General features: G+C 60.7%; 13 protein-coding genes. 2 read left to right on the top strand and 11 right to left on the bottom strand.

What is annotated here, in order from left to right; all coding sequences use genetic code 11:
- Positions 1-3: 3 nt before the first annotated feature.
- The gene (locus tag AB4X18_RS17740) at positions 4-498 is read left to right on the top strand and encodes a PAS domain-containing protein (RefSeq protein WP_370401336.1); all 495 of its coding nucleotides are present in this window, start codon (positions 4-6) and stop codon (positions 496-498) included.
- Between the two features lie 98 nt (positions 499-596).
- On the opposite strand, the gene comE is transcribed toward AB4X18_RS17740, so the two are convergent.
- The 5 genes from comE to hisD are packed head-to-tail and all read right to left on the bottom strand — an operon-like array spanning position 597 to position 4,741.
- Positions 597-1,151, bottom strand: a complete 555-nt coding sequence (gene comE / locus AB4X18_RS17735) for a sulfopyruvate decarboxylase subunit beta (RefSeq protein ID WP_370401335.1) — start codon at positions 1,149-1,151, stop codon at positions 597-599.
- On the bottom strand, positions 1,148-1,654 hold the full coding sequence (gene comD / locus AB4X18_RS17730; RefSeq protein ID WP_432816849.1) for a sulfopyruvate decarboxylase subunit alpha: 507 nt from the start codon (positions 1,652-1,654) through the stop codon (positions 1,148-1,150). The genes comE and comD overlap by 4 nt, the downstream gene beginning before the upstream one ends.
- 48 nt (positions 1,655-1,702) lie before the next feature.
- Positions 1,703-2,683, bottom strand: a complete 981-nt coding sequence (locus AB4X18_RS17725) for an alcohol dehydrogenase catalytic domain-containing protein (protein WP_370401334.1) — start codon at positions 2,681-2,683, stop codon at positions 1,703-1,705.
- Positions 2,680-3,441: an SDR family NAD(P)-dependent oxidoreductase gene (locus tag AB4X18_RS17720; protein WP_370401333.1), complete on the bottom strand. Its 762-nt coding sequence runs from the start codon at positions 3,439-3,441 to the stop codon at positions 2,680-2,682. The genes AB4X18_RS17725 and AB4X18_RS17720 overlap by 4 nt, the downstream gene beginning before the upstream one ends.
- Complete coding sequence (hisD, locus tag AB4X18_RS17715; RefSeq protein WP_432816848.1) at positions 3,434-4,741, bottom strand: histidinol dehydrogenase; 1,308 nt, start codon at positions 4,739-4,741, stop codon at positions 3,434-3,436. Before hisD ends, AB4X18_RS17720 begins: the two co-directional genes overlap by 8 nt.
- A gap of 268 nt (positions 4,742-5,009) precedes the next feature.
- Here hisD and AB4X18_RS17710 point away from each other — a divergent pair, with 268 nt between their 5' ends.
- Positions 5,010-6,014 (top strand): LacI family DNA-binding transcriptional regulator, encoded by a 1,005-nt coding sequence (locus tag AB4X18_RS17710; protein ID WP_370401332.1) that lies wholly within the window; start codon positions 5,010-5,012, stop codon positions 6,012-6,014.
- A gap of 24 nt (positions 6,015-6,038) precedes the next feature.
- Here AB4X18_RS17710 and AB4X18_RS17705 read toward each other — a convergent pair whose 3' ends face one another.
- From AB4X18_RS17705 to AB4X18_RS17680, 6 genes are all read right to left on the bottom strand, one after another.
- On the bottom strand, positions 6,039-7,241 hold the full coding sequence (locus AB4X18_RS17705; RefSeq protein ID WP_370401331.1) for an aminopeptidase P family protein: 1,203 nt from the start codon (positions 7,239-7,241) through the stop codon (positions 6,039-6,041).
- Positions 7,242-7,435: 194 nt separating this feature from the next.
- Positions 7,436-8,101 (bottom strand): class II aldolase/adducin family protein, encoded by a 666-nt coding sequence (locus AB4X18_RS17700; protein WP_370401330.1) that lies wholly within the window; start codon positions 8,099-8,101, stop codon positions 7,436-7,438.
- A gap of 9 nt (positions 8,102-8,110) precedes the next feature.
- Positions 8,111-9,223 carry a Tm-1-like ATP-binding domain-containing protein gene (locus AB4X18_RS17695; protein ID WP_370401329.1) on the bottom strand — a complete coding sequence of 371 codons (1,113 nt, stop codon included), beginning with the start codon at positions 9,221-9,223 and terminating at the stop codon, positions 8,111-8,113.
- Between the two features lie 4 nt (positions 9,224-9,227).
- On the bottom strand, positions 9,228-10,106 hold the full coding sequence (locus tag AB4X18_RS17690) for a carbohydrate ABC transporter permease (RefSeq protein WP_370401328.1): 879 nt from the start codon (positions 10,104-10,106) through the stop codon (positions 9,228-9,230).
- A complete protein-coding gene (locus AB4X18_RS17685) occupies positions 10,103-11,020 on the bottom strand; it encodes a carbohydrate ABC transporter permease (RefSeq protein ID WP_370401327.1) in 918 nt (305 codons plus the stop codon). The genes AB4X18_RS17690 and AB4X18_RS17685 overlap by 4 nt, the downstream gene beginning before the upstream one ends.
- 61 nt (positions 11,021-11,081) lie before the next feature.
- The gene (locus AB4X18_RS17680) at positions 11,082-12,431 is read right to left on the bottom strand and encodes an extracellular solute-binding protein (protein WP_370401326.1); all 1,350 of its coding nucleotides are present in this window, start codon (positions 12,429-12,431) and stop codon (positions 11,082-11,084) included.
- Positions 12,432-12,458 lie beyond the last annotated feature (27 nt).

Below are 12,458 nucleotides of genomic sequence, written 5' to 3'. Positions count from 1 at the left end.
CGCATGGACACCTGCAACGGCAAGCACAAGATCTGGCTCGCCAAGCAGACATTCCCGCTTTGGAATGATCGGATCGAAGACCAGACCATCTATATCATCGCGACGGATGTCAGCGAACTGGTCATGGCCCGCAATGCAGCTGAGGCCGCGACACAACAGATCGAAATGCTTCAGGACATGGCGGGCGTCGGATACTGGAGCATCGACATCATCGAAGGCACGGTCACCTGGTCAAACGAAGTGCACCGCATTCACCGCACCGACCCCGATACCTTTCAGCCGACACTGGAACTGGGGTTGAACTTTTACCATCCGGATGATGTCGACGAGGTATCCCAGATCGTGGATGTGGCGATCCAGAATGGTAAGGCTTTTGGCTTCAAGAAACGGATCATTGCGGTGGACAAGACCGAGGTACACATTGAACCGCACGGCCTTGCCATCAATGACCCCGATGGCAACACTGTACGGGTCGTCGGCGTTTTCCGCGAAATCTAGTCCATCCTGCGCCGCTGTCGTGTATCGGATCTGGTCCCGCGGCGCATGGGGAAACGAAAAAGGGGGCGCAGCGGTTGCGCCCCCCTTTTGCTTGTGCCTCAGGCCTCAACAGCCTTCATGAAGCGATCGCGGATCACGACCGGGTCCATGGTGATCACTGGCAGCTTGATGTTGCCGCTGTCGCATTTCACGACAAGTACGGTCATCTTCTTGCTGTCGATTGCCGCTTGCAACGCCTTGCCTGTGTCAACGTCCTGACAGGTCACAACGTTTTCGCACCCGCAGGCCGCCGCAACGGCCTCGAGCTTGGTCTTCTTGCCCGCGTAGGTCGGCTGATCCCCGGTGGAACCGTAGGAGCCGTTGTCGATGATCATCAGGATGAAATTGTCGGCCACATTGTTGGCAATCGTCGGCAGCGTGCCGAGGTTGGTCAGCACGGAGCCGTCCCCGTCGATAGAGATGACTGTCTTGTCTTGTGCCAAGGCCAGACCGAGACCGATGGAGGACGACAACCCCATGGTCCCGAGCATGTAGAAGTTGCGGGCATTGTCGTCGATCATGTGTAGCTCCTGGCTGGGCAGACCGATGTTACAGACAACAAGGTGAGGATTCAGGATGGGCGCGATTTCGCGCAGGATTTCAGAACGGATCATTGGTCGCCGTAGCCTCCCCAGAAATTGGCGTCGGTCAGGATGGCGACCGGCTTGTTGCACATGAAGGTGTATTTGAGGATGTTGTCGAACTCCTCAACGTCTTTTTGCCAGTGAAAATGGTAGGTTGGGATGTTCATCTGGGCCAGCAGCGCCTTGGTGTGCACGGCCATTTCGACCTGACAGGCCACAGGCTCGCGCAGCTCACCGCGGTAGCTGATCAGCATCGGCAAGGGCATCCGGTAATACTGCGTCAGCGTGGCCAGCGTGTTGATGGTCACACCAATCGCGGTGTTCTGCATGATGATCATCGGGCGTTTGCCGCCCATCCACGCGCCCGCACACAGGCCCATCCCTTCGTCTTCCTTGTTGGCAGGGATGTGGAAGATCTCTTTACGCTCTTCAACCTCTTCGATGACGCCGGCCAGCTGTTTGCAAGGCACGGTCGTTACAAAAGAGACGTCGTTGGCGACAAGATCATCCGCGATCTTTTTGTCTATGTTCATGTGCTAGGTATCCCCAAGTCCTTGTTTAAGTTGATGTTGGTGCCGTTTCTACCGCCAGGGCAGCAAGACGATTTTTGGTGTTTCGATGCGACCTGCACGCAGATCGGCAAAAGCGGCTGCCCCGTCGCTCAGCGGGCATTCCGCAGTCCAGTCGAGCAGCCCGAGCGCCCCATCGAAGAGCGCGCGGCAGGTGTCGCGGAAATCCTGCGCGGTATAGGTATAGGTGCCGATGAAGGTGATTTCCTGCAACGTCATGCGCCGGATATCGAGGCCGCCAAGGTCTTCGCCCAAGCCGATGTGCACGATCACGCCGCCCGGTCGCGCCAGCGCAGAAGCCGTGGCACGGGTCGCGGCATAGCCCACCGCATCCACAACGATGCCATGGGTGCCCTGTGCTTCGGCCACGCAATCCAGACCACATGTTGCTTCGAGATAGGCGCGTCGGGCGTCGTTGGGTTCCACAAGCACGATCCGCTCCACCCCCATCGCATGCAGGCTCAACGCGGCAGCAAGGCCGATCGCGCCCCCGCCCAACACCAGCGCATCCCGGTCGGCTTGCGGATGCAGGGCGTCCAGCCCCAGACGCACCGCATGCCAGCTGACGGCTAGCGGCTCGGCCAATGCAGCCTTGGTCAAGGACACGGTATCGGGCACGGTGACCAGATTGCCTTCGGGCATGCAGACATACTGCGCGAACGCCCCTTCGCGCGGCGGCATGGAGATGATCTGCCGCTTCGCGCACAGGTTCTCGCGCCCGGTTTCACAGGCCGGACAGGTTCCGCAGGTCACAAGGGGATTGATGGTCACCCGCTCGCCATCGCGCGGGCCACCCATGATGACCCCGGCCCCCTCGTGACCAAGGATCAGCGGCGCGGGGCGGCGGTCATCGTGGCCAAGGTAGGCGTGCATGTCGGACCCGCAGATACCCACCGCATCAATGCGGATCAGAACCTCGCCCGTCGCGGGTGTCGGGTCCGCAGCATCGCGAAACGCAAGGGTCTCTGGGCCATCGTAGATGAGCGCTTTCATTTGGCTGTAAACCCTCCGTCCACCATCAAGGTCTGGCCGGTGACATAACCACAAGCGTCAGAGCACAGAAAAAGCAACGGTCCATCCATGTCGGACAACCGGCCATTGCGTCCCACACAGGTTTGCGCGGCATTACGCGCCGCGCGGTCGGGATCATCAAAAACCGCCTGCGTCAGTTCCGTCGGAAAGAAACCGGGGCCGATGGCGTTGACCATGATGCCCCTGGGTGACCAAGCTTCGGCCATGGCGCGGGTCAGTTGGCTGATGCCCCCCTTCGTCGCACCATAGGCGATGCCACCGGGAAAAGCCCGCGTGCTTTGCAGGGAGGCGAAATTGACCACCCTGCCCCAGCGTTTGGCGGCCATCGACGGGGCCAACGCCTGGGTAAGGAAAAACGGCGCTGACAGGTTCACCGCAAGGGTCTGATCCCATCCATCCGCGGTCACGTCATCGGCGGCTTCGCGGGTGTTCAGCCCGGCGGCGTGCACAATGATATCCGGCGCGCCGAACGGCGCACTGATGGCGGCGATGGTCCGGTCCAGCGCGTCACGGTCAGCGACATCTGCAGCCACCGCCGCACCCGATGCGCCAGCACCCGAAGCCCAGTCTTCCAAAGCGGCCGCACGCCGTGCCACGCCCACGACGCGCGCGCCTGCCTGCACCAGCACGTCCGCTGCATGCCTGCCCAATCCCGAACTGGCCCCGGTGACGCATGCCACCCGTCCATCCAGCCGGAAAAGGGCGGCTTGATCAGTCATGGGGGCTCAGGTCGAAGTTTTCCTGCGGGAAGTACTTTGCCAGCCTGACATCGGCGGACCGTGCATGGCCCTCCATCCCTTCAAGCCGCGAAATGCGCGCCGTCGCAACCGCGACGGGTTTGGAACCTTCCTGCGTCGCCCGCTGCCATGTGACGATCTTCATATACTTGTGAACGGACAACCCGCCCGTGTAGTTCGCCGCACCCGAAGTCGGCAGCACATGGTTGGTGCCTGCGGCTTTGTCCCCGTAGGACACAGTGGTTTCCTCTCCCAGGAACAGCGAGCCATAGCAGGTCAGCCTTTCCAGCCACCAATCAAGATCTGCCGCCTGCACCGTCAGGTGCTCCGGTGCGTAATCGTCTGATGTAGCTGCCATTTCCTCGCGGTCGGCACAGACAATGACTTCTGCATAGTCGCGCCAAGCGGCGGCGGCATTTTCGCGGTTCACCTCCGGCAGATCGTCAATCAGCGCAGGAATACGCGCCATGACGTCCTCCGCCAGCGCGCGACAGTCCGTGACCAGCCAGACCGGAGAGTTGTAACCATGCTCGGCCTGGCTGACCAGATCGGTGGCGACAATATGCGGATCGGCGTCCTTGTCGGCGAGGATCAGGCTGTCCGTCGGGCCCGCGATCATGTCGATGCCCACACGGCCAAACAGGCTGCGCTTGGCTTCGGCGACGAACTGGTTACCCGGACCGACCAATATGTTCGCCTTGGGGAGGCCGAAAAGGCCGAACGTCATCGCCGCAACGCCCTGCACGCCGCCCATCGCCATGATCTTGTCTGCACCGCAGATGTGCGCGGCATAGACAATCGCCGGGGCCACACCCACGCCGGGACGCGGCGGGGAACAGGCGGTGATGTGGCGGCACCCGGCCACCTTGGCGGTGGTGACAGTCATGATGGCACTGGCGATGTGGCTGTAACGCCCGCCCGGAACATAACAACCCGCCGCATCGACGGGGATGGCCTTCTGACCTGCGATCAGGCCGGGAACCACTTCGTACTCCACATCCGCGACGGTGGATTTCTGCTTTTCCGCAAAGCGCCGGACGTTGTCATGGGCAAAGCGGATGTCTGCCTTGACCTTTTCGGGAACCAGATCCGCCGCGGCCGCGATTTCGGCATCGGTCAGCAGGATGTTGCCTTCGTACTTGTCAAACTTCGCGGCGTATTCCATCGCCGCGGTGTCACCCCCCTTTTCAATATCCTGAAGGATCGTGTTGACGATATCGCGCACTTCGGATGCGTCTGATTTCGCGGTGAGGGTCGCTTTCTTGAGGTATTCGCGCGCCATCTGTCGCTTTCTCCCGGATGTTGTTCTGCGAAATGCCGATGCAGCCGTGCCTTTTTGCCGTGCATTAAGGGACTGTGTCGGCGGTCGGGTATGCCGCTTCCGATGATCTGCGGAAGCGAGTCGTCTCCAGTTACCTGTAACGGGTCGATTTAGCTCGATGCAAGCGCTTTCATCAGCTATAACCGACTAAGCAGCCAAATGCGCTCCAGCTTTGGGAAGAATAAATGAGCCATTCGATATTCCAAAATACAAAAACAAGACCGTGGCCATGACCCCTACGCTGGAGGACGTTGCAAAACGCGCAGGTGTTTCCACCGCAACGGTATCGCGGTGCCTGAACGCCCCCGAAAAGGTGGTCGAGGCCACCCGCGCCCGGGTGATGGAGGCGGTGGATGCGCTGGGATATTCGCCCCATTTCGGGGCGCGGGTGATGGCAGCCAACCGCACCAACACCATCGGCGCCATCGTCCCCACGATGGAGAACGCCATTTTCGCCGAAGGCCTGCAAGCCTTTCAGGAAACGCTCAGTGCGGGTGGCTATGACCTGTTGCTGGCCAGCTCGTCCTATCAACCCGAACAGGAAGCGGCACAGATCCGGTCCCTGATCGCCCGTGGCGCGGATGGCCTGTTGTTGATCGGCCACGAACGCGCACCGGGCATCGACGCTTTTCTGGCGCAGCGCGGCTTGCCGGTGGTGGCCGCATGGGCCCACAATGCTGCGGCCGCCCTGCCATCCGTGGGATTTGACAATTATTCCGCCATGCACAGGCTGGCGGATGAAGTTGTCGCACTGGGTCATCGACGGATTGCCTATATCACCGCACCTGTCGCCGAAAACGACCGGGCGCGCGCCCGCCTGAAGGCGGTGCAGGATGCCGTCCGGGGCGCTGGTCTGGAAGCACACGGATTGCGTGTTTCCGAAACGACCTACGGGATCGAACAGGGGGGCGATGCCTTTGCCGCACTGATGGATCTCCCCGATCCCCCCACGGCGGTGATGTGCGCCAATGATGTTCTTGCCGTCGGCGCCCTGACCCGTGCGCATCAAATGGATCTGCGGGTGCCGCAGGATGTGTCGATTACCGGTTTTGACGACATGGCCCTTGCACGTGTCGTGCGGCCTGCCCTGACCACGGTACGCGTCCCCCATCGCAGAATGGGCATCGCGGCGGCACGCCAGTTGATCAGCATGATCGAAGACAGCGCGCCGCCAGCCTCCGTGCTGATTGAAACATCGCTGATCCGGCGGGAGTCCCTCGCACCCCCTGAATAGGCGCGAAAGCCTCCCGCCAAAGGGTCAACCGACGATGTTATGCGCCGGGCCGTAAGGATAGCCGGTGATGTTCTCCGCCCCGTCTGCGCCGATAATCAGGATGTCATGCTCCCGATAGCCGCCCGCACCCGGCTGACCTTCGGGGATGGTCAGCATCGGCTCCATCGAGATGACCATGCCCGGTTCAAGCACCGTATCGACGTCCTCGCGCAATTCCAGCCCGGATTCGCGGCCATAGTAATGTGACAATACCCCGAACGAATGGCCATAGCCGAAGGTGCGGTATTGCAGCAGGTTCCGTTCTGCGAAGAAGTCGTTGATCTTGTGCGTGATTGCAGCGCAGCTTGCACCCGGTTTCAGCAGGCTCATCCCGTATTCATGGGCCGCGACGTTGGCCTCCCAAATGCGTAAGCTGGCGGCATCGACCTCCTGCACAAACAAGGTACGTTCAAGTGCCGTGTAATAACCTGAAATCATGGGAAAGGTGTTCAGGCTGAGGATATCGCCACGCTCCAACACGCGGGACGTCACCGGGTTGTGCGCGCCGTCGGTGTTGATCCCCGACTGGAACCAGACCCAGGTATCGCGGTATTCGGCGTCGGGAAAGCGACGGGCGATTTCCAGTTCCATCGCGTCGCGCCCGGCCATCGCCACGTCGATCTCGCGGGTGCCGGGACGGATGGCATCGCGGATCGCATATCCGCCCACATCGGCAACCTGCGCGCCCGCGCGGATCAAGTCCATTTCGGCAGGTGATTTGTGCATCCGCTGGCGCATGGTCGCGGGCGCGATGTCATGCACTGCTTCAGGTGCAAGGAATTCCTCCAGCAGACCACGTTGCGCCATTGTCATGTGATCGCCTTCAATCCCGATGGCCCGGCCCTTGCCCGTCACGCTGAGTGCCGCGCGCCAGTAGTTGTGACGTTCCCAATCGGTGTAGGTGATCGCATCCCAGTGACAACGCCGCCAGGGCTGTGCCGCGTCAATCCCGGCGCTGAGCACGACACTGTCGGACGGCGTCACGACAAGGCCATATGGCCGCCCGAACGCGCAATAGAGAAAGCCGGAGTAATAGGCGATATTGTGCATCGAGGTGAAGATGCAGGCATCAACCCCCTGATCCGCCATGTGTTTTAGCAGGCGGCTCAGACGTTGATCATATTCTGCGGCGGCAAACGGCAGGGTCTTTTCGCCCTGATGGAAATGGTAGAAGTGTGGACGGTCCATCACGATGTTCCTTCATGCATCACGCCGCGCGCGGACGAAGGAAAGACCCCCTCCGCCGCGCAAACGGCAAAGATCAGTCCCGGCGTTCAGGAGGGTGATATCAGGTGTGCATCAACATGCTGGCGACGCCATCGCCGACCCGATGCTTTTTCATTGCCTCAGCACAAGAAGGTTTGGCAAGCAAAATTTGCTGGTCACCCGATTTTTGCCGCCCTTGCGTCCCGTGCGGTGCCGTAGGTCGGCAAATCGGCGGCGGTCTTGCCATGTGCCGCCATCAGCGTGTCGCGGACATAGGCGATGTGAGCCGTTTCCTCAATTATTTCAGCCAGATATTGCGCGGCGGTCAGGGTCTTTCCGACGCCAATCGTACCGTGATTGGCCAGCACCGCCGCCCGTATCGTGGGGTCGCGAAAGACCGGTGAAATCTCCACCTCTGTCTGCGGACCACCGTTTTCGGACAGCGGGATCAGCGGCATGCGACCGATTTTTTCGATGGTCTGTACGGTCAGGCATGGAATCTCGATCCCCGCACTGGCAAAGCCCGTGGCCCAAGGGCTGTGGCAATGGACAATGGCGTTGATGTCAGGCCGGATGCGATAGAGGTCGAGATGAAAGTCGAGGTCCTTGGAGGGTTTGTGCGACGATGGCTCCACCGTTCCGTTCAGGTGCACCACTTGCAGGTTGTCCCGACTACATTCGGCAAAGCCCACCCCGGAGGGTTTGATCACGATGGCGTCGTGGCTGGACAATCGGACCGACAGATTGCCGCCCGCATTGGTTTGCAGTTTCAGATCAAAGCAACGGCGTGCCGACCAGATCAGCGCGTCTTTCTTGGCTTCGATATCGGAGGGATCAAGCATCTGGCATTCCTATGTAATTTCGCCCAGCAGATCGGCGGCAGCCTCTGCCACGGCAGCGTCATTGATGTGACCCGGCATGCGGGTCAGCGGGATGTGCGTTTCCAGCCGATCGGCAAAAGCATGGCGCAATCCCTCGCTTTCGATGGTACCGCCGGGGCGGTCTTCGGATGAAAACCCTCCCATCGGGATCAGCACCCGCACTGGCGCTGTGGCCGCCTTCAGCGCCTCGCCAAGGATGTCGGCGCATGTCTCGATTTCCGCCTTGGTGCACTGAACGTGCGTGAACAGTGGCGAATGCGCATAGTGGGGGCGTTCCTTGTAGACATCCGGCAACAACGCGGCCTCCCCCATGCCGATGAAGTTGACCCCGCCGGGCAGAACGACACGTGGCAAATGCCCCATGGCCGTAAACCGTTCGGGCATATCCACGTGAGCGCCCGCGATGTAGTTCCGCGTGAGTTCATGGGGGGTGTAGTCGACAACCGCCTTGAACGCGCCCATCTGCGCCCAGCGGGTAAAGGCCGCCCCGCCAAAGCCGTTGGCATGAAACACCGTAACCTCGTCCCCGTTCGCGCGCAGCCGGTCGCACAACACGTCCGTCCCTGCCCCGGTCACCCCCAGCGTCGTCACCCCGATGGAGGGTTTGAGGGAGATTGGCCCAGTGGGTAAGGTCGAATGATAAAGCCCACCCGCAATGGCCGCCGCCTGATCCAGCGCGGTGCGCGTCGTCGCGTTCAACCCGCACAGGTCCGCCACGGTCGGCACTAGCACAATAGAACTGTCTGCAATGATATAACGCGGATCAAAAGGCAGCGTCGTCACCAGCACCTTGGGCATGGAGATCGGCAGCGACCGCAGGACCTGCAAGGCGATCTGCCCGCCCGTGCCGCCGCCGATGGCCACCACCATACGCCGCCCCCCGGCCTTGGTTGTACCAATCTCCGCAATCGCGCGCGCGGTGGCGTCCTTCATCCCCTTGAGCTTTTCTTCCGGCCCCCATTGCGCGCCCTTGGCATGGAGCGAGATATCGCAGCGGTCCACGTCCACGCCCAAAGCGGTGAGAGCCGCGATCAGGTATTCGGCCTCCTCCGCCTTGGTGTCATAGGTGGCCATCAGCAACATGGCGTCAGCCTTTCACCGCGCCCGCCGTCATGCCGGTGATGATCTGGCGGCTGGCCACGAAAGTGAAGATGATCGGCGGAATGGCCAGCAACATGCCCGTGGCCATGATCACGCCCCAGTCGATGTCGAATTCCGTCAGGCTGTTGACGATTGTCACCGGCACGGTGCGCGAATTGCGGTCCGACAGGGCGTTGGCCAGCAGGAATTCGTTCCACGCCACGCGGAAGGTAAAGATCGACGCCGCCGCGATGCCGGGTTTGATCAGCGGCAGAACGACAAGGAAGAACACGCCGAACGGCCCCGCCCCGTCCATCCGCGCGGCCTCTTCCAGTTGGATCGGGACCTGCACGATAAAGCTTTGCAATATCCAGATCACGAACGGCAGGTTGAGCGCGACATAGACAAGGATGATGCCGCCCCGCGTCCCATCCAGACCGAACTGGAACGTCCAGATGCCAAAAACCGGTACCAGCAGAACCGCAGGCGGCACCATGCGCATCATCAGCGTCCAGATCGACACCACGTCGCGCCCAAAGAACCGGAAACGGACCAAGGCGTAGGCGGCCATCGTGCCGATGATCAGCGTGATCGCTGTCGAAATCAGCCCAATAATCAGGGAATTGGTCAGCGCACGACCAAAGGTCGGATCACAGCGGCGCAGGTGTTCGGGCTTGTACCACAGAAAGTCGCACAGCGCGGTTTCGTAGTTCCTGAGCGTCGGCATGAACAACAACCCGCCACTGTCGGACATGATATCGACGTTCAGCTTCAATGATGTCGCCAGCATCAGGTAGATCGGTCCGATGGCCATCAGCACCAACGCCACAAGCAGCGCATAAAACGCCGGGTTTTGGCGGTCGTAGGTCTTTGAAGGCTGGCTCACAGGTCTTCCTCCGCAGCGGCCCGCAGGCGCGCGGCGCGCACCTCTTGCGCCTTGTTATAGATGAACATCGCGAAGGTGAGGATCAAAAGCACGATCAGCAGCAGGTTCGACATCGCCGCCGCCTCGCCCAATTCACGGAACTCGGACGCGGTGCGATTGATGCGGATCGACAGGATTTCCGTCGACAATCCCGGCCCGCCGTTGGTCATCACAAGGATCACCTCAAGCACCTTGAAGCTGTCGATCAGGCGCAGCAGCAGCGTGACAATCAGCACCGGCAGCATCAGCGGCAGCTTGATGTGGATGATCTGCTGCCAGCCCGTTGCCCCGTCGATCTTGCTGGCCTCAATGGCGGAGGAAGGCAGCGACTGAAGCGCGGCGAGCGACAGGATGAAGATGAAGGGCGTCCATTGCCAGACATCCGCGATGATGATCGAGGCAAAGGCCCACGACCCGTCCGAAAGCCAGGGAATAGGCTCAAACCCCCATGAGGTCAGGGTCTGGTTAAAGATACCCACGGTCGGGTGATACATGTAGCGCCACATCAGACCCACAACGATGGGGGCGATCATCATCGGCAGGATGAACAGCGTGCGCAGCACCGACATGCCGCGAATGTTGCGATCCAGCAGCAGGGCAAGGCCCACACCGATGATCATTTCCAGCGTCACCACCACGGCTGCGAACTTGATCGTCACCCACATGCTTTCGCGAAAGGCGTCGTCGCTGAACAGCTTGACGTAATTGCGAAGCCCGACGAAATCCGCCTCCCCGATCCGTTGCGAGGGGTTCCAGTCCAGAAAACTGGCGTAGATCATGTAGCAGATCGGATAAAACAGCGCGATCAGCAGCACCAACCCGGCGGGTGCCAGAAAAAGGTAAGGTGTCAGGCGGTTCGCGCGGGCGATGGACATCAAGTCGGCCTTTGAAAGAGGTCAGGCCGACACCCGAAGGTGCCGACCCTCAGGGAGGAGCTTACTGCCAGGTATAATACCCGGCTTCGTCCATGATGGCGCGGGCACGCTCGGCCACGCCGTCCAGCGCCTCTTGCGGGTCCAGCCCTTCGGTCAGGACCTGAGACATCGTGGTGCCGATATCCGCATTGATCTTGCCCCATGTGGGGATGATCGGACGCCAGTCGGGGTCGGCGTATTTAAGCGCTTCACCGAAGGTCGCGGAATATGGGTATTTCGCGTTCAGATCGGCATTTTCATAAGTGGAGAAGCGCGAAGGATTGCCGCCCGCCATGGCGACCTTCAAATCCCCCTCCTTGGAGGTCAGCCACTGCATCAGCAGGAACGCCGCTTCCTTGTTCTGGGCGTTCTTGGGGATGGCGATGCCGAAGCCGCCCGTCTGGCTGCCACGGCGCACGCCTTCGGGATGCAGGGCATAGCCGACCTTGCCCGCAACGGTAGATTGGCTGGGATCTTCGAAGCCTGCCGCAAAGGCGATGCTGTCCATGAACATGGCGGCATTGCCCTGCTTGAAGGACGCCGCGGCTTCGGCCGGGCCGAACGTCTGGGAACCTTCGGGACCGCAATCCACAATGGTTTTCAATGCGTTGGCAGCTGCGACGCCTGCTGCGTCGTTGATCGTGGGGTTCCATTCGTCGTCGAAAACACGCCCGCCCAAAGGGGCAAGGTGCAGCAGGAACGCGTGGCTCGCCTGATGCCCGGACGCCGCGCGTGATGCCATGCCGCCCATGCCCGGTTCAACTTCGGGGATCTGGCAGGCCACTTTGAGCAGTTGATCGTAATTCTCAGGCACCGCGATGCCGTGCTTTTCAAAGATATCCTTGCGATAGGCCAGCACTGACGTCTCCGACCCGAACGGAATACCGAACAGCGACCCCGTTGGACCGGGCAGATAACCCTTTTTGCCGCCCGCTACGCCGATGTTCTGAACATAACCGTCAATCAGGTCGTCCGCATCATAAGCCGGGTTCGCCAGCTTTGGGTTCATGAAGTATTTCGCGAGGTTTTCCAGCTGGTCCGCATAGACATAATCCGCCTTGGAGAAGACCACATAGGCGATCAGATCATAATCGCCCTCGTCCTTTGTCAGTTCCAGCGTCTGACGCTCGCGCATCTTGAGGTATTGCAGCTGGTCGACTTCGACTTCGATGCCGGTTTCATCGGTGAAATCATCCAGCACTTCCAGCACCGCGTTGTAATGCGGGTGCGCGGGGAAGTTCACGACAAGCGTGGTGCCTGCGTAGGGTTCATACACATCCGCCGTATGGCCGTCCGCCAGCGCGTAACTTGCAGTAAACGTGGCAGAAACGGCAACAGCCGCTGACCACACAGAGCGTTTTACTATTTTCATGTCATCCTCCCAGATGGTTTTCGGCCG

The sequence above is a fragment of the Sulfitobacter rhodophyticola genome (genome assembly GCF_041281685.2).
In the GTDB taxonomy this organism is placed as follows: Bacteria; Pseudomonadota; Alphaproteobacteria; order Rhodobacterales; family Rhodobacteraceae; genus Sulfitobacter.
The sequence above is the reverse complement of the archived record's forward strand: the minus strand, read 5'-3'. Positions and strand labels throughout refer to the sequence as shown.

Coding starts and splice junctions, on each gene's coding strand:
- comD (WP_432816849.1), bottom strand. CDS start 1,654: ATGAACATAGACAAAAAGATCGCGGATGATCTTGTCGCCAACGACGTC.
- AB4X18_RS17685 (WP_370401327.1), bottom strand. CDS start 11,020: ATGTCCATCGCCCGCGCGAACCGCCTGACACCTTACCTTTTTCTGGCA.
- AB4X18_RS17740 (WP_370401336.1), top strand. CDS start 4: ATGGACACCTGCAACGGCAAGCACAAGATCTGGCTCGCCAAGCAGACA.
- AB4X18_RS17705 (WP_370401331.1), bottom strand. CDS start 7,241: ATGGACCGTCCACACTTCTACCATTTCCATCAGGGCGAAAAGACCCTG.
- AB4X18_RS17720 (WP_370401333.1), bottom strand. CDS start 3,441: ATGACTGATCAAGCCGCCCTTTTCCGGCTGGATGGACGGGTGGCATGC.
- AB4X18_RS17700 (WP_370401330.1), bottom strand. CDS start 8,101: ATGCTTGATCCCTCCGATATCGAAGCCAAGAAAGACGCGCTGATCTGG.
- AB4X18_RS17725 (WP_370401334.1), bottom strand. CDS start 2,683: ATGAAAGCGCTCATCTACGATGGCCCAGAGACCCTTGCGTTTCGCGAT.
- AB4X18_RS17695 (WP_370401329.1), bottom strand. CDS start 9,223: ATGTTGCTGATGGCCACCTATGACACCAAGGCGGAGGAGGCCGAATAC.
- hisD (WP_432816848.1), bottom strand. CDS start 4,741: ATGGCGCGCGAATACCTCAAGAAAGCGACCCTCACCGCGAAATCAGAC.
- comE (WP_370401335.1), bottom strand. CDS start 1,151: ATGATCCGTTCTGAAATCCTGCGCGAAATCGCGCCCATCCTGAATCCT.
- AB4X18_RS17680 (WP_370401326.1), bottom strand. CDS start 12,431: ATGAAAATAGTAAAACGCTCTGTGTGGTCAGCGGCTGTTGCCGTTTCT.
- AB4X18_RS17710 (WP_370401332.1), top strand. CDS start 5,010: ATGACCCCTACGCTGGAGGACGTTGCAAAACGCGCAGGTGTTTCCACC.